Origin of the sequence: Pseudaminobacter soli (ex Zhang et al. 2022), from assembly GCF_014595955.1 — a bacterium.
In the GTDB taxonomy this organism is placed as follows: domain Bacteria; phylum Pseudomonadota; class Alphaproteobacteria; order Rhizobiales; family Rhizobiaceae; genus Kumtagia; species Kumtagia pseudosoli.
In genome coordinates this window covers 80555-104001 of sequence record NZ_JABVCF010000016.1, presented here as the reverse complement: position 1 = coordinate 104001, position 23447 = coordinate 80555, and the positions used below count along the sequence as shown (strand labels likewise).

23 protein-coding genes, 2 tRNA genes and 2 pseudogenes are annotated in these 23447 nt (G+C 64.0%); 24 read left to right on the top strand and 3 right to left on the bottom strand.

What is annotated here, in order from left to right:
* The first annotated feature begins 30 nt into the window (after positions 1-30).
* Entirely contained in the window at positions 31-816 is a 786-nt protein-coding gene (gene hyi / locus HUI96_RS24720; RefSeq protein WP_188257371.1) for a hydroxypyruvate isomerase, read from the top strand.
* Between the two features lie 29 nt (positions 817-845).
* On the opposite strand, the gene HUI96_RS24715 is transcribed toward hyi, so the two are convergent.
* Positions 846-1700 carry a TrmH family RNA methyltransferase gene (locus HUI96_RS24715; RefSeq protein ID WP_188257370.1) on the bottom strand — a complete coding sequence of 285 codons (855 nt, stop codon included), beginning with the start codon at positions 1698-1700 and terminating at the stop codon, positions 846-848.
* Positions 1701-1868: 168 nt separating this feature from the next.
* Between HUI96_RS24715 and HUI96_RS24710 the strand changes: the two genes are divergently transcribed.
* The 3 genes from HUI96_RS24710 (at position 1869) to HUI96_RS24700 (ending at position 2696) form a co-directional block, all read left to right on the top strand.
* Complete coding sequence (locus HUI96_RS24710) at positions 1869-2339, top strand: SAM-dependent methyltransferase (RefSeq protein WP_188257369.1); 471 nt, start codon at positions 1869-1871, stop codon at positions 2337-2339.
* Positions 2340-2505: 166 nt separating this feature from the next.
* Positions 2506-2590 (top strand) — tRNA-Tyr (locus tag HUI96_RS24705).
* Positions 2591-2622: 32 nt separating this feature from the next.
* Positions 2623-2696 (top strand) — tRNA-Gly (locus HUI96_RS24700).
* A gap of 39 nt (positions 2697-2735) precedes the next feature.
* Here HUI96_RS24700 and HUI96_RS24695 read toward each other — a convergent pair.
* Complete coding sequence (locus tag HUI96_RS24695; RefSeq protein WP_188257368.1) at positions 2736-2897, bottom strand: hypothetical protein; 162 nt, start codon at positions 2895-2897, stop codon at positions 2736-2738.
* Between the two features lie 835 nt (positions 2898-3732).
* On the opposite strand from HUI96_RS24695, the gene HUI96_RS24690 reads away from it, so the two are divergent.
* From HUI96_RS24690 to HUI96_RS24630, 13 genes are all read left to right on the top strand, one after another.
* Entirely contained in the window at positions 3733-4923 is a 1191-nt protein-coding gene (locus tag HUI96_RS24690) for an amino acid ABC transporter substrate-binding protein (protein WP_210320312.1), read from the top strand.
* A 122-nt stretch (positions 4924-5045) separates the two neighbouring features.
* Positions 5046-5918, top strand: a complete 873-nt coding sequence (locus HUI96_RS24685) for a branched-chain amino acid ABC transporter permease (RefSeq protein WP_188257366.1) — start codon at positions 5046-5048, stop codon at positions 5916-5918.
* Between the two features lie 16 nt (positions 5919-5934).
* Positions 5935-6921, top strand: coding sequence for a branched-chain amino acid ABC transporter permease (locus HUI96_RS24680; protein ID WP_188257365.1), 987 nt, complete (start codon positions 5935-5937; stop codon positions 6919-6921).
* A complete protein-coding gene (locus tag HUI96_RS24675) occupies positions 6918-7676 on the top strand; it encodes an ABC transporter ATP-binding protein (protein WP_210320311.1) in 759 nt (252 codons plus the stop codon). The genes HUI96_RS24680 and HUI96_RS24675 overlap by 4 nt, the downstream gene beginning before the upstream one ends.
* Positions 7673-8386 carry an ABC transporter ATP-binding protein gene (locus HUI96_RS24670; RefSeq protein WP_188257364.1) on the top strand — a complete coding sequence of 238 codons (714 nt, stop codon included), beginning with the start codon at positions 7673-7675 and terminating at the stop codon, positions 8384-8386. The genes HUI96_RS24675 and HUI96_RS24670 overlap by 4 nt, the downstream gene beginning before the upstream one ends.
* Positions 8387-9211: 825 nt before the next feature.
* Positions 9212-9928: an HAD family hydrolase gene (locus HUI96_RS24665; protein WP_188257363.1), complete on the top strand. Its 717-nt coding sequence runs from the start codon at positions 9212-9214 to the stop codon at positions 9926-9928.
* Between the two features lie 220 nt (positions 9929-10148).
* Entirely contained in the window at positions 10149-11777 is a 1629-nt protein-coding gene (locus HUI96_RS24660) for an ABC transporter substrate-binding protein (RefSeq protein ID WP_188257362.1), read from the top strand.
* Positions 11778-11887: 110 nt separating this feature from the next.
* Entirely contained in the window at positions 11888-12901 is a 1014-nt protein-coding gene (locus tag HUI96_RS24655) for an ABC transporter ATP-binding protein (RefSeq protein ID WP_188257361.1), read from the top strand.
* Positions 12898-13881, top strand: coding sequence for an oligopeptide/dipeptide ABC transporter ATP-binding protein (locus HUI96_RS24650; protein ID WP_188257360.1), 984 nt, complete (start codon positions 12898-12900; stop codon positions 13879-13881). The genes HUI96_RS24655 and HUI96_RS24650 overlap by 4 nt, the downstream gene beginning before the upstream one ends.
* A gap of 10 nt (positions 13882-13891) precedes the next feature.
* A complete protein-coding gene (locus tag HUI96_RS24645; RefSeq protein ID WP_188257359.1) occupies positions 13892-14818 on the top strand; it encodes an ABC transporter permease in 927 nt (308 codons plus the stop codon).
* Between the two features lie 10 nt (positions 14819-14828).
* Positions 14829-15710: an ABC transporter permease gene (locus HUI96_RS24640; protein ID WP_188257358.1), complete on the top strand. Its 882-nt coding sequence runs from the start codon at positions 14829-14831 to the stop codon at positions 15708-15710.
* A gap of 11 nt (positions 15711-15721) precedes the next feature.
* Entirely contained in the window at positions 15722-16462 is a 741-nt protein-coding gene (locus tag HUI96_RS24635; protein ID WP_188257357.1) for a glycerophosphodiester phosphodiesterase family protein, read from the top strand.
* Positions 16463-16522: 60 nt separating this feature from the next.
* Positions 16523-17437 carry a TIM barrel protein gene (locus HUI96_RS24630; protein ID WP_188257356.1) on the top strand — a complete coding sequence of 305 codons (915 nt, stop codon included), beginning with the start codon at positions 16523-16525 and terminating at the stop codon, positions 17435-17437.
* 74 nt (positions 17438-17511) lie between these two features.
* On the opposite strand, the gene HUI96_RS24625 is transcribed toward HUI96_RS24630, so the two are convergent.
* Positions 17512-18603 carry an FUSC family protein gene (locus HUI96_RS24625; RefSeq protein ID WP_188257355.1) on the bottom strand — a complete coding sequence of 364 codons (1092 nt, stop codon included), beginning with the start codon at positions 18601-18603 and terminating at the stop codon, positions 17512-17514.
* 490 nt (positions 18604-19093) lie between these two features.
* Here HUI96_RS24625 and HUI96_RS24620 point away from each other — a divergent pair, with 490 nt between their 5' ends.
* From HUI96_RS24620 to HUI96_RS24595, 7 genes and pseudogenes are all read left to right on the top strand, one after another.
* On the top strand, positions 19094-20005 hold the full coding sequence (locus tag HUI96_RS24620) for a LysR family transcriptional regulator (RefSeq protein ID WP_337918616.1): 912 nt from the start codon (positions 19094-19096) through the stop codon (positions 20003-20005).
* Between the two features lie 116 nt (positions 20006-20121).
* On the top strand, positions 20122-20373 hold the full coding sequence (locus HUI96_RS30125) for an NAD(P)-binding domain-containing protein (protein ID WP_337918615.1): 252 nt from the start codon (positions 20122-20124) through the stop codon (positions 20371-20373).
* The gene (locus tag HUI96_RS30120) at positions 20370-20747 is read left to right on the top strand and encodes an NADPH-dependent F420 reductase (RefSeq protein ID WP_337918614.1); all 378 of its coding nucleotides are present in this window, start codon (positions 20370-20372) and stop codon (positions 20745-20747) included. The genes HUI96_RS30125 and HUI96_RS30120 overlap by 4 nt, the downstream gene beginning before the upstream one ends.
* A 41-nt stretch (positions 20748-20788) precedes the next feature.
* The gene (locus HUI96_RS24610) at positions 20789-21220 is read left to right on the top strand and encodes a DoxX family protein (protein ID WP_188257407.1); all 432 of its coding nucleotides are present in this window, start codon (positions 20789-20791) and stop codon (positions 21218-21220) included.
* Between the two features lie 216 nt (positions 21221-21436).
* Positions 21437-22231, top strand: coding sequence for an SDR family NAD(P)-dependent oxidoreductase (locus HUI96_RS24605; protein ID WP_188257354.1), 795 nt, complete (start codon positions 21437-21439; stop codon positions 22229-22231).
* 29 nt (positions 22232-22260) lie between these two features.
* Positions 22261-22462, top strand: a pseudogene (locus HUI96_RS24600) (aldo/keto reductase); the annotation flags it as partial.
* A pseudogene (locus HUI96_RS24595) lies at positions 22447-23250 on the top strand (glutathione S-transferase family protein); the annotation flags it as partial. The pseudogenes HUI96_RS24600 and HUI96_RS24595, both read left to right, overlap by 16 nt.
* Positions 23251-23447 lie beyond the last annotated feature (197 nt).

Here is a 23447-nt window from a genome sequence, read left to right as displayed (position 1 = left end):
AGCTTCGCGCGAACTGCCAGGAGCGCCCAAATGCCCCGCTTTTCAGCCAATTTGACGATGCTGTTTCAGGAATACGGGTTCCTGGATCGCTTCGATGCGGCGGCCAGGGCGGGTTTTATGGCGGTGGAATATGTCTCGCCTTACGAACACCCTCCAGAGATCGTCGCGGAGCGCCTGAAGCGCAACGGGCTGACTCAGGCGCTCTTCAACATGCCGGCGGGAGACTGGGCTGCGGGCGAGCGCGGCATCGCGATCCTGCCCGACCGGGTCGAAGAGTTCCGGAAAAGCGTGGACACCACGATCGCCTATGCTCGGGCACTCGGCTGCGAGCGAGTCAATTGCCTGGCGGGATTGGCGCCCGAAGGGCTCGATCGGGAGACGATGGAAAGCGTGTTGGTCGAGAATCTTCGCTACGCCGCGCAGCGACTGGCGGATGCCGGCGTCAAACTGCTGATCGAGCCGATCAACCCGCGCGACATTCCCGGATTTTTCGTCAACACCTCTCGCCACGCTTTGGCGATCATGGACAAGGTCGGCTCGGACAACCTCTACCTGCAGTACGACATCTACCACATGCAGGTAATGGAGGGCGATCTCGCCCGCACGATCGAGCAGAACCTGGGCCGGATCGCCCACATCCAGATCGCCGACAATCCAGGCCGCCACGAGCCCGGGACCGGCGAGATCAGCTATCCCTTTTTGTTCGGGCACCTCGACCGCATCGGGTACGACGGCTGGGTGGGGGCCGAATATCGCCCGCTCGCCGGCACCGAGGCGGGACTGGGGTGGTTGAGAGAGGTGGCGGAGGCCGGGTGAGGGGGGATTTTTCGCTCCCGCCACCCTCTTCAGAATCGCGTCGCCAAAAACCGCCTGGCCGCATACAGCGCGACCGCCGCCGCATTCGAAACATTCAGCGAGCGGATCGCGCCGGGCATGTCGAGCCGGGCAAGGGTCGTCACAGTTTCCCGCGTCTTCTGGCGCAGGCCCTTGCCCTCCGCGCCGAGCACAAGGGCAATCCGCTCGCCTGAAAAGCTCTGCTCTAGTTCGGCGGGCCCCTCCGAATCGAGACCAATGGTCTGAAAGCCCGCCTCATGCAGTTCCTCCAGGGCCGCAGCGAGGTTCTTCACCTCGATGAGATCGATGTGCTCCAGCGCGCCCGATGCCGATTTCGCCAAAACTCCGCTCTCGGTCGGGCTGTGCCGCGATGTCGTGACCAGCGCGCCGGCGCCGAACGCCACCGCCGAGCGCAGCACCGCGCCGACATTGTGCGGATCGGTCACATGGTCGAGCACCACCACGAGCGAGGTGTCGCCCAGGGCTGAAAGCGGTTTTGGCTTCAGCGGTTCCGCCTCGATCAGCGCGCCCTGATGCACGGCGTCCGAGCCGGTGATCCTGTCGATGTCACGCGGCTCGACCAACTCGACTTCGAAGGGCAGGGCGGCCGGATCTGCGATGCCCAGCCGCTCCAGCGCATTGCGCGTCACCAGCATCCGCCTGATTCGTCGCCGCGGATTGTCGATTGCCGCGTGCACCGTATGCAGCCCGTAAAGCCGCACCAGCCCATCCGCCGCAGGTTCGCCCGGAATGATCGGCGGGCGAGGGCGGTGCACAGGCGCGCCTGCCTTCTGATCGCGGAATGCGCGGCGCAGCTTCGCATAGTGCGTGTCCTTGGGGCTACCCTTCTTACGGTCGTCGCTCATCATGCCTCCTGGCCGGCCCGCCTGAGGCGCAGGCCACATCCCTGATGTCGTCCGTCACGGCAAATGTAAACTCCCGGAAGCGTTTCCGGCCATGCTTCAACTCGGTCAGCTTGATCCGACGGCGATACGCAACCATTCTGACATGGAGTGGCTGATCGGGGGATGGGGATGGACGAACGGCTTTCACGGAGACTGGCGGCGATCGTGGAGGCGCTGCCGCTGGCACCGGGGATGCGTGTGCTGGAGATCGGCTGCGGCCCTGGTGCGGCGGCGCGCGCGGTGGCAGCGCGAATCGGTAACGGCCATATTCTGGCGATCGATCGCTCCGCTAAGGCGATTGATCAGGCACGAAGCGCGTGCGCGGCGGAGATTGCGTCGGGTCGATTGACCTTGCGCTGCGTCAAGGCCGAAGGCTTCGAACTCGAGGCCAGGGAGGCTCCATATCATCTCGCCTTCGCGGTTCGGGTTGGGGCGCTGGACGGGCGCCATCCGGAGGCCGGCAGGCTGGCGCTGCGGCGCATCGCCGCCGCCCTGAGGCCCGAGGGCCGGCTGTTCATCGACGGCGGCGACCCCCTACGCGAAATTCCGCTCCCTGATCGATCCGAAGGGCTGGCGTCGCGCGCGGAGGACACCACATAACAGTCATCTGGCTCCGCAATGGCCCGGTCTTTCGAAGTTCCACAAGCACCTTCAAAGAGCGCGATCGATGCGGTTGACACCGCCAAGGCTTGCCTCCATAAGGCGCTCGCGGTTGGGGCTTCGGCCCCATTCCAGCAGGAAGCCTCGCAGCAGGCTCCGGACGGTCGGAGGGGTGCCCGAGTGGTTAAAGGGGACGGACTGTAAATCCGTTGGCTATGCCTACGTTGGTTCGAATCCAACCCCCTCCACCACCGCCGGAAAATGCTGTAAGAGAACCCGAGGCGCGGGTGTAGCTCAATGGTAGAGCAGCAGCCTTCCAAGCTGAATACGAGGGTTCGATTCCCTTCACCCGCTCCAGCCCTTCCAATGGCTTAGCCGCCTGACCCGGACGTGTTTTTACGCCGCGGCTCCCGCCGCGTCGAGCTTCCTGACCTGATCCGCGACTGCGGCGGTGCGGCTCACATAGTGCCGGACGATCTTCTCCACCGCCTCCTCTTCCCAGCCCAGCACCTCGGCGATTTCGCGCTCCGTAAATCCTGCCAGAGACAGGCCCGGCACACGGGACGGCGGCCCTTCTCCAACCGGGCCAAATCAATCCCGAACTCACCGAAGAATGCCCTTCCGCCATCCGTCAGGACCAACTGCTCGTCACCCGCTATGTAATCTCGCTGCCGAGTTCCGTTCAGCAGTTCGACCCCTCGTTCGCCAAATGGCTGCTCTTACCAACTCGGTCCCCGAAAGCCGCCAGACCGCTCTCGACCGCTTCGGCTAATCAGCATGCCTAGCAGCATGTCAGTTGGTGGCGCGCCTTTATGCATGCTACTTTCCGTCCGAAAGCGCTGATCCGCGGGCCGGACGTAACGCCAACGACTATCCATTCTGACCAGCCGCGCGCGGCGCCGGCTCTTGCGGATCGGCCGTACTCTTCAGCTTACGACGCGCGGGGCCGCCACGAATCCCTGCTGCAATGTTTCGGGCGCAGATCGTATTCTGCCTCGGCGCGGAAAGCTCGGCGATCTCGCCGAGAACCGCACGGCGCTCAATGGCATCGAGACGCTGACCAACGAGAGCGGCACTGCCAGGAGCCGCCACCGTTATCGCTCGAATGGATATTTCGGAACAGGCTTGCTCTGAATGGCCGAGTTTTGGGGCCATGATCGAGGAAAGAAACATTCACAACGGGTCATTCCCGGCCGCCGCTGGGCGGTCTGTCCGCTGAACGATGCGCTTGTCTGCGCAATGCACATGTGATCGTATGGTGAGCTAAAAGAACTGACCTCAAGGCCATGACACGCAAGGGAGGAATTGCAATATGGCTCGGAGATACTCTTCTTTCTCGCGTCGCAGATTCTTGGGCGGCAGCGCTGCCGCCGTCACTGCGGGCGCGCTCGGAATGCCCTTTGTGCGGGCCGCGCGGGCGCAAGCGGCGACCTTCAAGGCGGGCGTCATCACCTCGCTTTCGGGCGAGAATATCCTCGGCGGCAACCTGACCAAGCAAGGTTACGATCTATGGGCCGATGCGATCAACGCGAAGGGTGGCGTGGAGGTGGCCGGCGAACGCTTTAAAGTCGAGATGTTCTACGGCGACGACCAGAGCAACCCGGCAACCGGTGCCGATGCTGCTGAGCGGCTGATCGTACAGAACGAGGTCGATGTGCTGTTCGGCCCCTATACCAGCGGCTCGACCATCGCCGTGCAGCCAATCTGCCAGAAATACCAGGTGCCAATGATCTCCGGTTCGGCCGAGTCGCCGAATGTCTGGAAGGCCAAGCCGGAATTCAATTTCGGCATCATCCCTGCTGTCGACACCACGTCGGGAATGTCGCTGGGTGTGTTGGCCAAGCTGTCCAACCCGGCGGCTAAGACCGTCGCGGTCATAGGCGTCAACGAGCCATTCTCGAAGGAAACAGGCGAGGGCTTCCGCGACGGCGTCAAGGCCGCTGGCCTGGAACTGGTCGCCTATGAGTTGGTGCCGCCGGAGGGCGATCTCACTCCGGTCATCTCCAAGATCGCCGCGCTCAATCCAGACATCGTCGCTGTCGGCGGCCATGAGGAGGTGCTGATCAACGTGGTCAAGACCTCGAAGTCGCTGAATTACCGGCCGAAAGCTCTGATCATGCACTACGGCGTCACCAATCCCGCCTTCGCCCAAGCGCTCGGCGCCGATGCCGATGGCACGACGGGCGTGGTGGTATGGCTGCCTTCCGTATCCTACAAGGACGATGTGTTCGGCACGGCCAAGGACTTCGCCGAGATGGCGCAGAAGAAGCTGGGGGCGGAGCCGGACTATACGGCTGCCGGCTGCGCGGCGAGCGGTGTGGTGTTGGGCGATGCGCTGAAGCGGCTCGGCAAGAAGCCGGCACTGACGCCCGAGGACCGCGTGGCGCTGAAGGATGCCATCGCCGAGACTGACATCCAGACCTTCTACGGCCCGATCAAGTTCGAGAAGGACGGTCCGCACTACCACGACAACATCCAGCCGGTGCCCGTGCTGGTCCAAATCCAAGGCGGCAAGACGATAGCAGTCGGCCCGAAGGAAGCAGCTGCCGCCGACTACATCTACCCATTGCCCGCCTGGAAATAGCCACCTGAAGGCAGCGCGCGAGCCGATCGCGCGCTGCCGACCCGGCGGCGCGGCAGACGTCCCAGTGCCGCGCACGACCTGAAGCAGATTTTCCCGCCACCCGGCATTCAGATGGTTTCACATTGGACCTTTTTCTTCAGACCTTGCTGAACGGACTTCTGATCGGCGGCGTCATCGCCACTTTCACCATCGCTTTCCAACTCACCTTCGGCGTGCTGCACGTCATCGACTTCGCGGTGGGAGGCTGGGTCGTGTTGGGCGGCTATCTCGGTTACTACATGGTCGCGGGTCTCGGCCTCGACGGCTTCGTCGCCATGCCGCTAGCCTTCGTTCTGTTCGGGGCGATCGGCTATCTGATCGGGCCGATCCTCTACAATGTCCGCAACAGCCGCACCGCGCGGCCGGAACTCATGGCGCTGGCGCTCACCTTCGGGCTGTTCACACTGCTTCGCGGCGGCATGCTCACCGCCTGGGGCTTCAACACGCGCACCGTGACCACGGCGCTGAGCGGCGAGAGCCTCATGATTGGTCCGATTACAGTGCCGCTGATCCGCGTGGCGGCGGCGCTCTTCGCCGTGATGATCGCTGGAGGGCTGTTCGTCTTCCTCTACCAGACCCGCTACGGCCTTGCCATCCGTGCCACCGCCGAGAACCGGCACAACGCCGCCCTGATGGGCGTCAACATCCACCGCCTCAGTGCCAATGTGTATGGCCTCTATGCCGGCATCACGGCCATGGCGGGCGTGCTGATGGGCGCCATTTACTCGGTCAATCCCGAGTCCGGTCTGCGCTACACGCTGTTCGCCTTCTTTGTCGCCGTGCTGGCCGGACTGGGATCCGTCGGGGGCGCGGTGGTGGCGGCGCTGCTGCTGGGCGTCATCGAGGCCTATGTCGCCACTTATGTCGGCTCGAGCTATTCGCTGCTGGCCATATTCACCACCCTGTTCCTGGTTCTCCTTATATCCCCGCGCGGGATCCTGCGGCGGGGCCTCTGACATGGCGGTGTATCCCATGAAACCGCGCTGGCCAGGCCTCCTTTTCCTCGGCGCGCTCCTCGTCGTGCTGGTCCTGATGCCGCTCCTGGTCAACAACTACTGGCTGCGCATCGCCACCGGCGCGTTGATGTGGGCGGGCCTCGCCTGCTCGTGGAACATGCTGGGCGGCTATGCCGGCTACATCAATTTCGGGCAATCGGCCTTCTTCGGCCTCGGCGCCTATGTGACGGCGCTACTGATGGCCGACCCGCTAGGCCTGCCGTTCGCCGCCACGATTCCCGCGGGCATCGCGGTGACGGCGGCCTGCGCCGTCGTCATCGGTGCGTCAACGCTCAGGCTGCGCGGCGCCTACTTCGCCATCGCCACCTGGGCCTTCGCGGAGGTGCTCATCCAGTTCGCGACCGTCATGGAGTTCACCGGCGGTATCGGCGGGCTCAGCCTGCCGCCCTTCCTCAACGAGCGCTTCTTCTACTTCGCCATGCTCGCGGCCGCGGTGCTGACCTACCTCCTGACCTGGGCGCTGTTCGAGCATTCGCGCTTCGGGCTGAAGGTCAAGGCGCTGCGCGACCACGAGCCGGCCGCCGAGGCGATGGGCATCAATACCGCGCGGGTCAAGCTGCAGACCTTCGTGCTGAGCGCGATTACCGCCTCGGTGTTCGGCGCGATCTTCGCCTACTGGGTCACCTTCATCAATCCCCGGAGCGTGTTCGGCGGAGATATCACCGACCAGATGGTGGTCATGGTGCTGCTGGGCGGGCTCGGCACGCTGTGGGGGCCGGCTATCGGCGGCGTGGCGCTGTTCGTAGTCAACCGCCTGATATGGATGTACTGGGGCGACACTGCCTTCTACATCGCCATCCTTGGCGCGGCCATCGTGCTGGTGGTGCTGTTCCTGCCCGACGGCATTGCCGGCCTGTTCGCGAGACGCCGGGGCAGTACCGCTACAGTGCTCGGCAAGACGGTGGAGAAACTGGTGGACGCTGGTGGGGGAGATCGTAAGTGAGCATCTCGACCCAGCCACAGGCGCACAGACCGGATGCCGCCGTCGATCCCATCCTCGTCGTGCGCGGCCTCCACAAGCATTTCGGCGGGATCAAGGCCGCCAATGGCGTCGATCTCGAGGTCGGCCGGCGCGAGATCGCCGGACTGATCGGTCCCAACGGCTCCGGCAAGTCGACGCTGTTCAGCCTCGTGTCCGGAACGGTGGCGTCGGATCGAGGAGAAATCCGCTTCGACGGTCGCGATATCGCGGGCCAGGACGCTTACAAGGTCGCGCGGCTGGGCCTCGCGCGCACCTTCCAGATCCCGGCTCTGTTCGACAACATGACGGTGACGGAGAACCTGCTCGCAGCCGCCGCCGAGGGCCACTGGCCGGGCGCGCACGAACGGGCGGCCGAGACGCTGGCGCTGCTCAAGCTGGAGCATGTCGCCGACAATCGCGCCTCCGATCTCTCGGGCGGCCAGCAGAAGCTGCTGGAGTTCGGCCGCGTCATCATGCGGCGGGCCACGCTGATCCTGCTCGATGAGGTGACGGCCGGCGTGCATCCCAGCATTCGCAAGATCATCCTTGAAGCCATCGCGAAGCTACGCGAGCGCGGCGTATCCTTCCTCGTCATCGAACATGACATGGAGATGGTGCGCAGCGTATGCGACCGCATCATCGTCATGGATGCCGGGCGCGTGGTGACGAGCGGCAGTTTTGACGAGATCGTGCGCAATTCCGAAGTCATGCAGACCTATCTGGGGCGGCCGCAATGAGCGCGCTCGTCGCCGAAAACGTCGTCACCGGCTATGGGAAGCAGGAGATCGTCCGCGGCGTGTCGGTGACTGCCGAGGCGGGCAAGATCACCTGCATCTTCGGCCCGAACGGCTGCGGCAAGTCCACTCTGCTCAAAGCCATCGCCGGCGCGTTGCCGCTGTGGAACGGCACAACCCTGCTCGACGGCATCACGCTGAGCAACCTTCCGGTCCACCAGGTGGTCCGGAACGGCCTGGTGCTGATGCCGCAGGGCGGCGGCGTATTTCCGCGCCTGACGGTGACGGAGAACCTGCGCATGGGCGGCTATGCCATACCCGACAAGCGTCTTATGGAGCGGCGCATCGAAGCGCTGATCGATCAGTACCCGTCGCTGGCGCGGCGGAGGCACACGGCGGCGGGGTCGCTGTCCGGCGGCGAGCAGGCCATGCTGTCTTTAGCGCGTGCCTTGGTTTCGGAGCCGCGCTTCATCCTGCTCGATGAGCCCTCCGCCGGCTTGTCTCCGGCCATGGTCAATGAAACGCTAGAGCGCATCACCACGCTCACCGCGCAAGGCATCGGCATATTGATGGTCGAGCAGAACATCCGCGAGGCCATGCCCATTGCCGATAAGCTCTACATCCTCGCGGCCGGCGAAAAACGCTTCGAAGGAAGCCCGCAGGATGTGCGCGACGATCGCCAAATAATGGATATCTATATGGGCGGGGTCTGAACCGCCCCGGTGGCGACTAGTGCGTCTATGGACAACTCCAACTAACGCGGATCGATACTGATCCGGCGCGAGGTCGTGTCGTTCATCGCTTCAAGTAAACAGGGCATTCGCGAGGGCGTCGCATTGTCGGTAAGATCATCGAGGTCGAGGGCGGATTGCTGATGTCCTGCTCCGGCGGCTACGAATTCTACAACTGATAGCGCCAATCCAGCAGCGGGGTCTGCGCCGATACGAGGAGGTCAGCCTCGCCATAGCCTCCGCTTGCCATCTCAATCTGAACTGCGTCGGCTGGCTGTAGCCTTTGGCCGTGAGGGCCGAAGCGAGGGCGGCGTGAATGGCAGCCGGCAGAGATGCGCTAGCATCGTCAACAGTTGGCGTCAGGCGGCGGCGTCTCTGTGGGCGCGCCGCAGGCCACAACTGCTGGCTGGTACCAACGACAGCTTGTGGCGCGCCCCACAAGGGGAAGGCGTCAGCCGCGCCGGATTGCCGGCAGACGAAGTCCGAAGCACAGCACCGCCCCAGCGATCGCCTGCCGTGCCCAAGGGGGAGATGCAACTGGTTGCCTGCAACGACCGCCGCCGCGCCGGCCAAGGCGGCGATGCGTAAAGATCGGCGCGCAGCACCGTTGTTATCTCGGCGACGAGTACATCGCGGCCATGCCGCCGCCGCTCCCGGTCAGCATGCCGAGCAGGGCGCCAAACCTTCCATGAGATAGAGCTACGCGGCCCTCCTGATCCATCTGGTCCCCGCTCGCAAGACTTCTGTCACATGGGCGTAGCACTTGTAACCTAACGACCCGGCTTCTCCCGTTGGAAGCCCGCCGTGATGACGACCGACCTTCTTATCTTCGATTGCGATGGTGTTTTGATCGACAGCGAGCCGGTGGCGAGCGGCTTGCTCGCCGAAGCGCTGCAGCGCTCTGGCGTCTCCGTCAGCGCAGCCGACGTCCACCGCCGCTTCACCGGCGCATCGGAGAAGGAATGCCGTTGCATATGCGTCGATGAATTTGGCCTGTTGGACGTTGATCGCGTCTTTTCGGAGATGCAATCGAGACTGTTCGACGAGTTCAGTCGTTCGCTTCGTCCGATGCCCGGAATGGCCGGCCTCGTGCGTTCGCTGCCCCATCTCAAATGCGTCGCGTCGAACAGCACGACGGAAAGATTGCGTCGGAGCCTCGGCCTGTTCGATCTCTGGGCGGAGTTCGCGCCGAACATTTTCAGTGCGGAGATGGTCGAGCGTCCGAAGCCGGCCCCCGATCTCTTCGAGCTTTGCACGCGCACTTTCAGCGTGGAGCCGGAGCGGTGCGTGGTGATCGACGACAGTGCCCACGGCATTGCCGGTGCCGTCGCTGCAGGGATGAGGGCGATCGGCTTCGTCGATTCGGCCGATCCTCCCGCTGGCCGACACACCGTCCTGAAAGAGGCTGGAGCGTCGCTGGTGGCCGAGGGAAGCGCCGAACTTGCAGCAGCGATTGGTTCCATCGCCCTCCCGCGCGATGCAGCAACTATCGAAGCGGCACCCGCTCAGATAAGTATCACCTGAGCATCTGAAATATTATTTCAGGATTACCTGGTTGCTCTCGAGTGGATGTCCGCTCGTGAATACTGTGCGCATTCATTGCGGTCCATATTCTTTCCCGGATCTATGCAGTTCTCGCGTCACAAATGTTTCATGGGGCGACGTTTATACCGCCGGAAGAGGCCTAAGGACGGTCGGCAAGTACGACGCCGCCTGCGCCGCCCATGCAAAAGGAGAATCCGGGATGATTTCACTCAATCGGCGACATGCGCTCAGCTTGATCGGCGCAACGGCGGGCAGCCTCGTTCTGCCGCGATTCGCCATCGGGCAGGCGGCGCGTCCGTCCGTCACCATCGCCGTGCAAAAGATCACCAACAACAACACGCTCTGCGTCTGGAAGGAGCAGTCCAATGTCGGCGAGCGCGTATTCTTCCCGAATTTTTGGGAAGGCCTGATCCTGCGTGACTGGATGGGCAACCAGGGCCCGGTCGCAGGCCTCGCGACCGAATGGAAGCGCATCGACGACAAGACGATCGAACTCAAGCTCCGCCAGGGCGTCAAGTTCCACAACGGCGACGAGTTGACCGCCGAGGACGTCGTGTTCAGCTTCTCCAAGGAACGCGTATTCGGCGATACCGAGCCGGCCGGCGGCAAGACCATCTTCGCCGACGATCACAAGCCGACGACGGTGAAGGAACTGCCGGCCTCCGTGCCGGGCATCGGCCGCCGCCTTTGGCCGGCCTTGGCGGGCGTCGAGGCCGTCGACAAGTACACGGTCCGCTTTCACAACACGACCCCCGATGTCACGCTCGAAGGCCGCCTCTACGCCTATGGCAGCCAGATCGCCAATCGCCGCGCCTGGGACGAGGCGCCCAGCTTCGCCGACTGGGCCCGCAAGCCGATCACGACGGGACCCTACATGGTGGGCGAGTACAAGCCGGACGTCTCGCTGACGCTCGTCGCTTTCGACGATTACTGGGGTGGACGGCCGCCGCTTGAGCAGATCCGCTTCGTCGAGGTGCCGGAAGTCGCGTCGCGCGTGAACGGTCTGCTCTCGGGCGAATACGACTTCGCCTGCGACCTGCCGCCGGACCAGATCGCTGCCATCCAGGCGGCGCCGGGCTTTGAGGTGCAGGGTTCGACCATCCAGAATCACCGCATCTCGGTGTTCAACGTCCAGAACCCGATCCTCGCCGACCCGCTGGTGCGTCGGGCGATGACCCATTCGATCGACCGCAAGGCGATCGTCGAAGCGCTCTGGGCTGGCCAGACGGTCATTCCCGCCGGGCTGCAGTTCGCATCCTACGGCGAAATGTTCGTCGAAGGATGGGCTGCTCCGGAATACAATCCGGAACTGGCGCGTGACCTGCTGAAGCAGGCCAACTACAAGGGCGACGCGATCCCCTACCGCCTGCTCAACAACTACTACACCAACCAGACGCCGAACGCGCAGATCATGGTCGAGATGTGGAAGCAGGTCGGCCTCAACGTCGAGATCGAGATGAAGGAGAACTGGGGCCAGATCCACGATCCGGCAGGCATCAAGGGCGTGCGTGACTGGTCGGCTTCGGCCAACATCAACGATCCCGTCACGCCGATGGTGTCCCAGTTCGGCCCGAACGGCGAAGCCCAGCAGAAGAAGGACTGGACCAATGCCGAGGTGAACGAGCTTTCGGTCGTGCTGGAGACCAGCACCGATCAGGCTCGGCGCAAGAAGGCCTTCGCCCGCATGCTGGAGATTTGCGAGCGCGAAGACCCGGTCTACCAGGTCCTGCACCAGAACGCCGTGTTCACCGGCATGAAGTCCTCGCTCAAGTGGAGGGCCGCGCCGGCCTTCGCGATGGATTTCCGCAGCGCCAACTGGACGAACTGATCGGCGGCTTGCCGCTTCGCTCCGGCGGCTCACGCCGCCGGAGCATCTTTCATTCATTGGAACGCGTCCGTCCCAGAGTGCGGACATGGCGAGACAATCGCAGGTGAACCATGAGCACGTCAGCATCCAATCTGGTGGAATTGCGCGACCTGAAAGTTGCCTTCGACGGTGTTCAGGTCCTGCACGGGATCGATCTGGACATTGCCCCCGGAGAGGCCGTGGGCCTTGTCGGTGAATCGGGCTGTGGCAAGTCCGTGACGTGGCTGGCGGCGCTCGGCCTCCTGCCGGGCAAGGCAACGGTCACCGGCTCCGTCAAACTGGAAGGCCGCGAGATCCGGGGAGCCCAGCGCAGCCAATTGGAGCAGGTGCGCGGCGGGCGCATAGCAATGATCTTCCAGGATCCTTCGAGTTCGCTCAATCCGGTCTTGCGGATCGGCCGCCAGATTGTCGAGGCGCTCGCAATCCATCGAGGCCTCGCGGGCGAGGCAGCGAAGGCCGAGGCACTCAGGCTGATGGACATGGTGGGGATACCCGACCCCCGGCGTCGCTTCGACCTCTACGCACACGAATTCTCCGGCGGCCAGTGCCAGCGGCTGATGATCGCGATGGCATTGGCCGGGGAACCCGACCTGCTGATCGCCGACGAGCCGACCACGGCGCTGGATGCGACGATCCAGGCCCAGATCCTCGATCTGCTGATCCGGCTCAGGAACGAGACCGGCATGGCCTTGGTCTTCATCAGCCATGATCTCGGCGCGGTCTCGCAGGTCTGCGAGCGAGTCTGCGTGATGTATGCCGGCCGCATCGTCGAGGAGGGCACGGTCGAGCAATTGTTCTCCGACCCGCAGCATCCCTACACGCGCGGCCTCTTCGATGCGATCCCCAGCATTGACGGGCCGCGCCGCCGGCTCATTCCGATACCTGGCACGGTTCCCAATCCGAGCGACTTGCCGCAAGGCTGCTCTTTCTCGCCGCGCTGCCCGCAGGCGACCGCCATCTGCAAGACGGCCTTACCGCCGCTTCTTTCCCGCGGCCGCGGCAGGAAGCTGGCTTGTGTGCAGCCGGCCCAGCCCGTGAAGACCGGCATGGTCAGGGACAGGATGCCCGAAGCGGTGATGCTGTGACGCCGCTGCTCGAGGCCAAAAATCTTTCGCGCGTCTATCAGGTCCGCCGCGGGTACTTTGCACGCCCAAACCCGGTCCGCGCCGTGGACGACATATCGGTGGTCGTGATGCCAGGCGAGACGCTGGGCATCGTCGGGGAGTCCGGTTCGGGCAAGTCGACGCTGGGCCGGATGCTTCTCGGGATCGATCCCGCCCAGGCGGGAGAGGTCAAGTTGGAGCACAAGCCCATGCCGCCGCTGCGAAGTGCGCAGTGGCGTGCGCTGCGCGCGAAGATGCAACTCGTCTACCAGGACCCGCTGGCCGCACTCGACCGCCGCCTGACTATCGCCGCCCAGATCGGGGAGCCGCTGGACATCCACCAGATCGGCACCAAGGAGCAGCGCACCGCCCAGGTCGAGGAACTGATGGCGGCCGTCGGTCTGCGCCGCGACCAGGCGGGGCGCTATCCGCACGAACTTTCCGGTGGTCAGCGCCAGCGGGCGGTCATCGCCAGGGCGCTCGCGACACGTCCGTCGCTACTGGTGTGCGACGAACCGGTCGCGGCGCTGGATGTCTCCATTCAGGCGCAGGTCGTCAACATGCTGCGCGACCTGCAGGAACAGTACGGAATGGCCATGGTCTTCATAAGCCACGACCTGAAGGTCGTGCGCAACGTCGCGGATCGCGTTGCGGTCATGTATCTCGGCAAGATCGTGGAAGAGGGATCTTCCGACACGATCTTCCGGTCGCCACGGCACCCTTACACCAAAGCGCTGGTGTCCAGCATGCCGGTACCGGGCAAGCAGCTCCAAGGTCGCATCATCCTGCAGGGAGAGCCGCCCAATCCGGCAGTCCGCCCGACCGGCTGCGCCTTTCATCCGCGCTGCCCGCTGGCGATCGATCTCTGTCGCACGAACGCGCCTGCATTGCGCCGGGTGGGCGTGCAGCGAACGGCAGCCTGCCACCTTGTGGCGGGGGATGCCGCCGCAGTTGCGGCATGACGGTGCTGCCATGATCAACTTCGTTCTTACGAGACTGCTGCGGGCAGCCGTCACCATCGCCGCGGTCGTGACCTTCGCCTTTGTCGTGCTCCGCATGTCGGGCGATCCGGCGCAGGTCTTGCTTGGTCCCGATGCCCCGCAGGATGCCGTCGATGCCTTCCGTCGCGCATGGGGGCTCGATCAGCCGCTCTGGGTACAATACCTCGCCTATCTCAAATCGATCTTCACCGGCGATTTCGGCGTGTCGATGCGTGACAAGGCGCCGGCAATCGAGCTGGTGCTGGAACGTCTGCCGGCGACATTGCAGCTTACCGTGCCGGCGCTGCTGCTGAAGCTGCTGATCGGCATTCCGGTCGGCGTCTACGCCGCGCTCCACCGCCAAAGCTTCGCCGATCGCGGCGTGATCCTGCTGGCTGTCGTCGGCTTCACCATCCCTTCCTTCGTCATGGGGCTGGTTCTGGTGCTGATCTTCTCGGTCATCCTCGGCGTGCTGCCTTCCGGCGGGCAGGACACCTGGGTGCACGGCATCCTTCCCACGATCACCATGAGCATCGGCGGCATCGGCATCCTGGCGCGCTTCTCGCGCAGCGCCATGATCGAGGTTATGGGACAGCCCTTCATCCGTACCGCATCGGCCAAGGGGCTCAAATGGCGCGACGTGGTCTGGAGCCATGCTCTGCCCAACGCAGCCATCCCGATCGTCACCATTGTCGGTTTCATGGTCGGGTCGCTGATCGCCGGTGCCGTGGTGGTGGAATCGATCTTCTCTTGGCCCGGGATCGGGCGCCTGCTGGTCGTCTCCGTCACCAACCGCGACCTCGCAGTGGTGCAGTGCATCCTGCTGGTCATCGCCGCCGCCATGGTCGTGTCGAACCTGGTCGTCGAACTGCTCTACGGCTGGCTCGATCCGCGCCTGCATGCGCGCGCCGGCCATTGAGGAGGACCGCATGTCATCGGTGAATACAATGAACGAACGGCCGAGTGCGGGGCCGGCGACAGGCCTCGTGGCCTACGTGCGCCGCAACGTCGCCCTCTCGGTGAGCCTCGGGATTCTGTGGCTCGCGGGCATGGTGCTGGTCGCCGCTCTTGCCGACCAGTTGCGCCCATATGGCATCACCGACATGGATCTCAGCAGCCGGCTGGCAGCGCCCGGCGCGACGAAGCATTGGCTCGGCACCGACGAACTGGGACGCGACGTGCTGTCCAGGCTCATCCAGTCGATCCGTGTTTCGCTGGTCATCGCCTTCGGCGCGACGATCATTTCGGCCGTGTTCGGTACGGCGCTGGGCCTGGCTGCAGCACAGTTCCGCGGCTTCGTCGAACATCTCGTGCTCGCGCTGGCGGATTTCCAGGCGGCCCTGCCGTTTCTCATCATGTCGCTGGCGGTGCTTGCCTTCTTCGGCTCGTCAATGGTGCTGCTGGTCTGTCTCATGGGTTTCTACGGGTGGGAGCGCTATGCCCGCATCGCGCGCGGCCTTGCGATCTCGGCGGGCGCGCAGGGCTATGCCGCTTCGGTCGTGCAACTCGGCGCCACACCGGCCCGTGTCTATCTGCGCCACATTCTACCCAATGTGGCCTCGACGCTGATCGTGTCGATGACGCTGACCTTTCCCGAAATCATCCTGATGGAAAGCGGCCTCTCCTTCCTCGGCCTCGGCGTGCAGCCGCCGGAAACGAGCCTCGGCAACATGGTCGGCTTCGGTCGCGAATATCTGACCCGCGCGCCCTGGATCATGCTGGCGCCGGCGGCGGTCATCATGCTCACCACCCTGTCCATCTCGCTGGTCGGCGACTGGCTGCGCGACCGGCTCGATCCCACTCTACGCTAAAGGCAAACCAAATGACTCTGATCACCGGCCATCGCGGCGCCCGCAATCTCTGGCCAGAAAACTCGCTGTCCGGTTTTCGCAATACGTTGCAGCTTGGCGTCGATGCCATCGAGTTCGATGTCCACCTCACACAGTCCGGCGAACTGGTGGTCATCCATGACCCGACGCTCGACCGCACGGCTGAAGCGAGCGGCACGGTACGCGCGCTGACACCCGAAGCGAGGGCGGCCATCCGGCTGAAGGGGACGGACGAGGCCATTCCCACATTGCAGGAGGTGCTGACGGTGCTTGCACCGGCACACGGCGTCGATCTGCATGTCGAGATCAAGCTGGACGAAACCGGTTTGCCTTATTCAGGCATCGCAGAGCGTGTGGCGGCCGAACTTGCGCGCTTCGGCGTCGACGGGCGCGCGCATTTGACGTCCTTCGACACATCCGTGCTGGAGGATTGCCGGCGTCAGGCGCCCCATGTTGCGCGTCTGGTCTCCGTCAACCGCGCCTGGGCGGAAAGACAGGGCGGACTGCCGGCCTTCCTGAGCCGGGTCGAGGACCTTGTCGACATTGTCGCGATCCATCACGAACTGATGGATGCCGAATGGGCGTTCATCTCGGAGAGGCTGCCGCTCGAGCGGCTCTGCGTCTGGACCCTGAACGACGAGGCCGACATCCGCCATTGGCTCGGCCGCAGGATCGGCCATCTCACCTCCGACAGTCCCGACCTCGCGCTTTCCCTGCGCTCAGCCACTTCATGAATCGGCTTCTCCGGCGGGCGCCGGAGGCACCCACGTTTCTTTCCAGACCGGAGACTATCAATGAGCAACATCATCGCGACCGGATTCAATTCGGGCTCCCTTGACGGCGAGCTCGACAGCCTCGAAACCGATCTTCGCCGCCTGGCCGATATCGGAGTCGACACGGTCGAACTCGGACTGACCAGCATTGATCTCGTCAGCGGCGGGCGGGTCATCAAGGAAAGGGCGGAGCGTCTGCAGGCGCTCACCCGCCAGTTCCCCTTCCGCTACACGGTCCATGGTCTCGTTTCCTCCAATTTCATGGATCCGGCCACAGTGCGCTACCAGCTCGAAGCGGCGAAGTCGCTAATCGAGATCTGCGATCGCATCGATGCCCGCATCATCGTCCAGCATGGCGGATCCTTGCTCGCCGATCAGCTTTCTGAACGTGCGGGCGCCGATCAGCGGGAGCGCGAGGCACTCGTGGAGCTCGCCGAATTCGCCAGGCCCTATGGCGTGCGCATTGCGTTGGAAAACATCTTCACCACCGAGCCCGGACAATACCGACAGACGCCGGCTGAAGTCGCGGCCACGGTGAAGGCGGTCAACCATCCCAATCTCGTGGCCCTGATCGATTTCAGCCACGCCTACATCGAATCGACCTACCGCGGGCTGGATTTCCGCGAGCAACTGAGGGCCATGGCGCCGGTGGCCGGGCATTTGCACGTCCACGATTCCTTCGGCCGCCCGCAGGCCTTCTACAGGCCCTTCCATCCGCAGGAACTGACCGCGCTAGGCCTTGGCGACCTGCACATGCCGCTTGGCTGGGGCGACATCGGCTGGGAGGACATCTTCAGCGAACTGGATTTCCTTCCGGGTACGGTGATGATGATGGAGATCGGCCGACGCTACCGCGTCGAACAGCCGTCCTGCCTCCAGCGCGCGAAGCAATTGATGGGACTGAACGGCAGCCGCACACCGATCGTCGCCGAGTAAGACGAAAGCTTCGGTCCCGCCCCTGAGCCGGTTTCATTCCGTTGGAGTGCCGCCAGCAGCGGTTGCCATCGGCGCTACCTTCTTGATCTGCGCGGTTTGATCGTAGCCAGGCCCCTTTCAGCGATACGGCGGACTTTTCGATTGTGCAGGCAAACCGCGCCTACGAGCCCGATCAGAGCGCCCACAACGGTGTCGATCAGCCGTGTTTGCATGAGCATGGCGGAGCTTACTGGACCCGGACTGCTGCTCTCCGCCAGGAGGATGGTCAAGGGCGTGATGAAGATGGCGGCAAAGGCATAGTGCCGGACGACGGCAGTCTCGATCAGGAACGTCAGCAGCGTGACTGCAAGGGCAATCGCCCAACTGTTGGTGAGGAATGGCAAGAGCAGCCAGGTAAGACCCATGCCGAGCACGGTTCCCACGATGCGGTGAACATTGCGGCTCCAGGACGCCTGGAGTGTCACGCCCTGCATCACGGCCAGGCAACTCACCGGTACCCAATAGGCTTTCTCGAGGCCAAGCATCCCGGCCAGGACGAGCGACACACCCACGAAAAGGCCTGTCAGGATGGAGTCGACGAGCGCGACGTCCAGATCGGCCGGCGAAGGAGGGTGCAGGGGGGCTGGAGCGCGATGCCGAAGAATGTAGGCGCTGTAGGCCACGGCAACAAAACAGGCCCAGATGCAGCCAAGGACGAAGTAGCCGAGATTCTGAACCGCGGCGGATTCCTGCGGGGGCGAGAAGGCGGCGATGGAGGCCGCCATGACCATGAATATCGGTCCAGGCGGAACCACGGCCTGCGCTTTGCAGAACAACAACGTAGCAGCGGCGAGGCAGGCGATCACCAGCACTGCCGCGCCGGGGACAACCTGGCTGGCAAGTCCGAGCGCATAGCTTGAAACCATGCCGAACGCGCAAGCCATGATGACCGGAATGCGATGATAAAGGCCAGTTGCCGGCAGGTATAGGAAGGAAAGGCCGGCCACGGCACCCAGCGCCCCGGCGGAGGAAAGACCCAGATAGGCGCCCGCTGCTACCGGCGCGCCGCTGGCCACCGCTGCCGCAAATGGAAGCTGCCAAGGGCGATCGCTCCGCTGCCAAACCAGCAGAGCCGAGGCTTCCTTTCGCGCGAACTCCTGCAGGCGCTGGCGATCAATCCGACACATCGCAAATGCTGGCCACGATAACATCGGCGAAGCAATCGACTGTTGAAGAATTGACTGTTTCGTCCTTTGTCGTGTTGCCCCTCTATTCTAGCCCCTATGCCAGGCAGACGCTTCAGCCTGTAGGAGGGTTTGGGGCGAGCCCCCTTTCCGTCATTACCTCCTGACGAGAGTTAACGCGTTCATATAGCCGAGTCCAAGAAAGCCAATCGAAGCTTGAGCGGTCGCGAGGTTCTCCCTCTCGCAAATTGCGAGTTTGCCGCCGCCTATGCCGTAGCGTGAAGATGGGCTTAGCGCCAGACCTTGGAAGCGCGGAGTATCAGGGGCTTATGCTCCATCGCTGGAGAGCGAGTGCGTTTTCACCTGGCTGGCGATGCCACAGACCGGCCTCTCAGTCGCCCGTGCTTAGTTCCATGTATCCTGGTCGGGAGCCGCCGCATTGATCCGCATCTAATCAGAGTTCATGATCCGCTTGCATCTCTGGGAGGAATGGGTGGACCGTCTCGAACGCGACCGAATGTTTGCCGCCGTCATGGAGTCGGGAAGCTTCGTCGGTGCGGCGGAGCGGCTCGGCACAGGCTCGGGCCAGGCTTCCAAGCTCGTGTCGCGGCTCGAAGCCGACTTGGGCGTGCGGCTATTGAACCGGACGACCCGCTCGGTCCAGCCGACCGAGGCGGGACAGGCCTACTACGAGTGCCTGCGCCCGCTGATCGACGAGTTCGACGCGCTGGACAGTGATATCCGCAACATCTCGCAGTCGCCTCGCGGGCGGATTCGCATGACGGCGCCGCTCACCTTTGGGGTTGTTGAGCTCGCGCCGGCCCTCAACGAGTTCGCCGCCCAATACCCGGACATAGAGCTTGACGTCAGTTTCTCGGACCGGCTGGTGAACGTCGTGGACGAGGGCTTCGACATGGCGGTGCGGGTCGGGCGGCCTGCCGATTCCAGCCTGATCATCCGCAAGCTGTGTGCCGTCCGGATCGTGGCCGTGGCCGCCCCCACTTATCTTGAGCGGAACGGCACGCCGGAGTCGCCGGAGGGTCTTGGCAGCCACGCCTGCATCATCGACTCGAACTTCCGCGATCCGCAGCGCTGGCCGTTCAGGGACCAATCCGGGAAAGCAGGAGACATCGCCGTGAACGGACGCATCCGTTATTCCAACGCGGAAGCGTGTCTTCAGGCTGCGGAAGCCGGCCTCGGCATCGCCTGCGTCCCCGGTTTCGTGGCGGGCGATGCCATTCGCGGCGGCCGCGTGGTGCGGATCCTACAGGCGTTCGAAACCGAGCCCTACGGCGTCCACGTGCTCTATCCCCATAGCCGCCACCTCGCCGTTAAGGTGCGCCTGCTCGTCGAGTCGCTTGTCGAACGGTACCACGATACACCTCGGTGGGAGGCGGGCTGGTAAGATTGCTTCCATTCTGGATGCAATCATCTTCCGCAAGGCCGGATTATCGCCGCAAGGTTCTGCGCCATCTTCCTTGTGCACACGCCCATTGAGCGTCATTCGCAAGGAGAACGAATATGAACATATCGATCATCGGCGCCGGCAACATGGGCAAGGGGCTCGCCGCCCTCTTCTCCCAGGCCGGTCATCGTGTCAGCGTTGTCGCCCGGGAGACCGAAAAGGCTGAAGCAGCAGCGCGCGATCTCGGCAATGGCGTAGCTGCCGCATTTTCAGATGCCGCACAGGCCGACATCGTCGTGCTCGCCGTGCCTATGGAAGCGCTGCCGAGGCGATCGATGCGGCCGGCGGGCTCGCGGGCAAGGTGGTGATCGACATCACCAACCCGATGACTGCCGACTTCTCCGGCCTGAGCATTGGTCACACCACCAGCGCCGCCGAAGAAATTCAGAAGTACGCGCCCGAGGCGCGGGTGGTGAAGGCGTTCAACACGATTTTCGCGCAGGTCCTTCAGAACGGCGGCAAGGTCGCAGGCCGTCCCGCCACGGTCTTTGTGGCAGCCGACGACGCGGAGGCCCGCGCCAAGGTCGTCGACTTGGCCCGGAGCGCCGGATTCGAAACGCTCGAAACCGGTAGGCTCGCCACGGCACGTTTTCTTGAACCCATCGCGGCGCTCAACATCACCCTTGGCTACGGCCTCGGCCACGGCACCGACATCGCTCCCACCTGGCAGCGCGCTGCCTGATTCCTTCAAATCAAGAAGACATCACGATGACCTACGCTACCATGCAACAGGACTCCGTCCGACCGAACCTGATCGAGGGTGTGGCCAATGCCGACCTCGCTGCGACGATCCTGCGCGCCTCCATGGGCATCCTGTTTCTTGCCCATGCCGGCCTGAAGCTCTTCATCTTCACGCCGGCCGGCACCGCCGCCTACTTCGAGAGTCTCGGCTTCCCTGGCCTTCTCGCCTATCTGGTGATTGCGGGCGAACTCTTCGGGGGCATCGCGCTCATCCTCGGCGTAGCCACGCGCTGGGTATCGCTGGCCTTGGTGCCGGTGCTTCTCGGCTCGATCTACGCACCACACGGGGCCGCCGGCTTCTTCTTCTCGAACGAGGGTGGGGGCTGGGAATTCCCTGCTTTCTGGACGATTGCGCTCGTCGTGCAGGCGCTGCTGGGCGACGGTGCCTTCACGGTGAAGCGCACGCGCGTCTGACCATGCGAACCGGCGGCTGAAGCGCGACCCCCCGCATCAACCGCCTCATCCCCTTTCCGCAGACCCAGCGCACAAACGCGGCAGCGCCGCTGCGACCAACGCCCGCAGCGGCAGCGACCGTTTTCGGTGACCCCTGGGAACGGCGTTCATCCCTACCCATTGACGGGCGACGGGCCGCGCCAACCTGCGGCCCAGGCAAGTAAGGAGATCGAGATCATGAACATCGATCTGACAGACAAGACCGCAATCATCACCGGCTCGACCGGGGGCATCGGACTCGCGATAGCCGCCGGGCTCGCCCGCGCTGGCGCTCGCGCCGTAATCGTCGGTCGCTCGCCGGAGAGCGTCGAGGCCGCGCTGAAGAAACTGACGGATGCGACCGGACGCACCGATATTCGCGGCGTGGTTGCCGACGTCGGAACCGCAGAGGGCTGCGCGGCGCTGGTCGCAGCCGAGCCGGAAACCGACATCCTGGTCAACAATGTCGGCATTTACGGCGCTCAGGAGTTCTTCGACATCGACGACGCTGCGTGGGAGGAGATCTTCCAGGTCAACGTCATGAGCGGCGTGCGCCTCGCGCGCCACTATGCGCGGGGGATGCGCGACCGGGGATGGGGGCGGATCCAGTTCATCTCCAGCGAGTCCGCCCTGAACATTCCCACCGAGATGGTGCACTACGGCGTCAGCAAGGCTGCGGTGCAGGCCGTCGCCCGGGGGCTGGCCAAGGTGCTGGCGGGCAGTGGCGTGACCGTGAACAGCATCCTGCCCGGCCCCACCCGCACGGAAGGGGCGGTGGAGATGATGCGCGGGCTCGCCGAAGAGCGCGGCGTCAGCGCGACCGAGATGGAGGCGCTGTTCCTTCGCGAGAACCGTCCGTCGACCCTGCTCGGACGGTTCGCCGACCCCGACGAGGTTGCGGCCATGAGCGTCTACATCGCCTCGCCGCAAGCGAGCGCCACGACCGGTGCGGCGCTGCGGGTCGAGGGCGGCATCGTCGAAAGCATCGCGTGAACTAAAGCAACGCGGAAAGAAACATGATCATGGAAAAACGTGAACTCGGCGGCTCCGGCATCGTCATCGCCCCGCTGGTGTTCGGCGGCAATCTTCGGCTGGACGGCCGATCGCGACCGGTCTTTCGAGCAGCTTGATCACTTCGTCGACAGGGGCTTCAACGCCGTGGATACCGCGGACGTCTATTCGGCCTGGGCACCGGGCATGACGGGCGGCGCTACCACCTCTATGTCGCGCTGATCTGCCCGTGTGCCTCGCGCACCCTGATCGGGCGCAAGCTCAAGAAGCTGGAGAACGTGATCTCGGTGTCGGTCGTCGAGCCCGCCTTGACGGATCAGGGCTGGCGGTTCGGCGACTATCCGGGCGCCGACCACGACACCGTGAACGGCGCCACCTACCTGCACGAACTCTATACCCGCGCCGATCCCGCCATCTCCGGCCGGGCGACGGTGCCGGTCCTCTGGGACAAGAAGCGCAGCACGATCGTCAACAACGAGTCGGCCGACATCCTGCGAATGATGAACTCCGGTTTTGGCGACCTCGCCGATCACAGCTTCGAGCTGTATCCCGCGGACCTGCAAGAAGAGATCGACGCGCTGAACGCTCGCATCGACCCGCGCCTCAACAATGGCGTCTATCGCGCGGGCTTCGCCAGGACCCAGGAGGCCTACGAGAAAGCCTTTCACGAGGTCTTCGCCATGCTCGATGAACTGGAGTCACGGCTCGCCGACGGCCGTGACTTTCTGCTGGGCGAACGTCTGACGGAAGCCGACATCCGGCTCTTCGTGACGCTGGTGCGCTTCGATGTTGCCTATCATACGCTCTTCAAGTGCAACCTCCGCCGCATCGCGGACTACCCTGCGCTCAGCGCCTATCAGGCGCGCATCCTGTCCATCTCCGAGGTTCGGGACACGGTCGACATCGATCATTTCAAGCGCGGCTATTACTCGATCAAGAAGCTGAACCCGACCGGAATAGTGCCCGTGGGGCCGCAACTGCCACCATCGCTGGCGACCTAACCGGGACTGGAGGGGCTGAAATCAATCACCCCCCCGCCGGGCTACAGGAAAGCATGATATCGTCCCGAAGCGGCCAATCGACATTTCCTGAGACCGCCTTAGCGATCGCGTTGTCATCCTCGGACATGATCCTGGCGTCCTTCGTCACGAATCTGTCGAGGAGCGCGCCAGCGCGCCCTCGTCGCCTTTCCTTCACG

Excerpts from the sequence above, each read along its gene's own strand:
- hyi (WP_188257371.1), top strand. The coding sequence starts at position 31 with ATGCCCCGCTTTTCAGCCAATTTGACGATGCTGTTTCAGGAATACGGG.
- HUI96_RS24630 (WP_188257356.1), top strand. The coding sequence starts at position 16,523 with ATGAGCAACATCATCGCGACCGGATTCAATTCGGGCTCCCTTGACGGC.
- HUI96_RS24660 (WP_188257362.1), top strand. The coding sequence starts at position 10,149 with ATGATTTCACTCAATCGGCGACATGCGCTCAGCTTGATCGGCGCAACG.
- HUI96_RS24610 (WP_188257407.1), top strand. The coding sequence starts at position 20,789 with ATGCAACAGGACTCCGTCCGACCGAACCTGATCGAGGGTGTGGCCAAT.
- HUI96_RS24640 (WP_188257358.1), top strand. The coding sequence starts at position 14,829 with ATGTCATCGGTGAATACAATGAACGAACGGCCGAGTGCGGGGCCGGCG.
- HUI96_RS24605 (WP_188257354.1), top strand. The coding sequence starts at position 21,437 with ATGAACATCGATCTGACAGACAAGACCGCAATCATCACCGGCTCGACC.
- HUI96_RS24645 (WP_188257359.1), top strand. The coding sequence starts at position 13,892 with ATGATCAACTTCGTTCTTACGAGACTGCTGCGGGCAGCCGTCACCATC.
- HUI96_RS24655 (WP_188257361.1), top strand. The coding sequence starts at position 11,888 with ATGAGCACGTCAGCATCCAATCTGGTGGAATTGCGCGACCTGAAAGTT.
- HUI96_RS24670 (WP_188257364.1), top strand. The coding sequence starts at position 7,673 with ATGAGCGCGCTCGTCGCCGAAAACGTCGTCACCGGCTATGGGAAGCAG.
- HUI96_RS24680 (WP_188257365.1), top strand. The coding sequence starts at position 5,935 with ATGAAACCGCGCTGGCCAGGCCTCCTTTTCCTCGGCGCGCTCCTCGTC.
- HUI96_RS24715 (WP_188257370.1), bottom strand. The coding sequence starts at position 1,700 with ATGAGCGACGACCGTAAGAAGGGTAGCCCCAAGGACACGCACTATGCG.
- HUI96_RS24690 (WP_210320312.1), top strand. The coding sequence starts at position 3,733 with ATGCCCTTTGTGCGGGCCGCGCGGGCGCAAGCGGCGACCTTCAAGGCG.
- HUI96_RS24710 (WP_188257369.1), top strand. The coding sequence starts at position 1,869 with ATGGACGAACGGCTTTCACGGAGACTGGCGGCGATCGTGGAGGCGCTG.
- HUI96_RS30125 (WP_337918615.1), top strand. The coding sequence starts at position 20,122 with ATGAACATATCGATCATCGGCGCCGGCAACATGGGCAAGGGGCTCGCC.
- HUI96_RS24665 (WP_188257363.1), top strand. The coding sequence starts at position 9,212 with ATGACGACCGACCTTCTTATCTTCGATTGCGATGGTGTTTTGATCGAC.
- HUI96_RS24625 (WP_188257355.1), bottom strand. The coding sequence starts at position 18,603 with ATGTGTCGGATTGATCGCCAGCGCCTGCAGGAGTTCGCGCGAAAGGAA.
- HUI96_RS24635 (WP_188257357.1), top strand. The coding sequence starts at position 15,722 with ATGACTCTGATCACCGGCCATCGCGGCGCCCGCAATCTCTGGCCAGAA.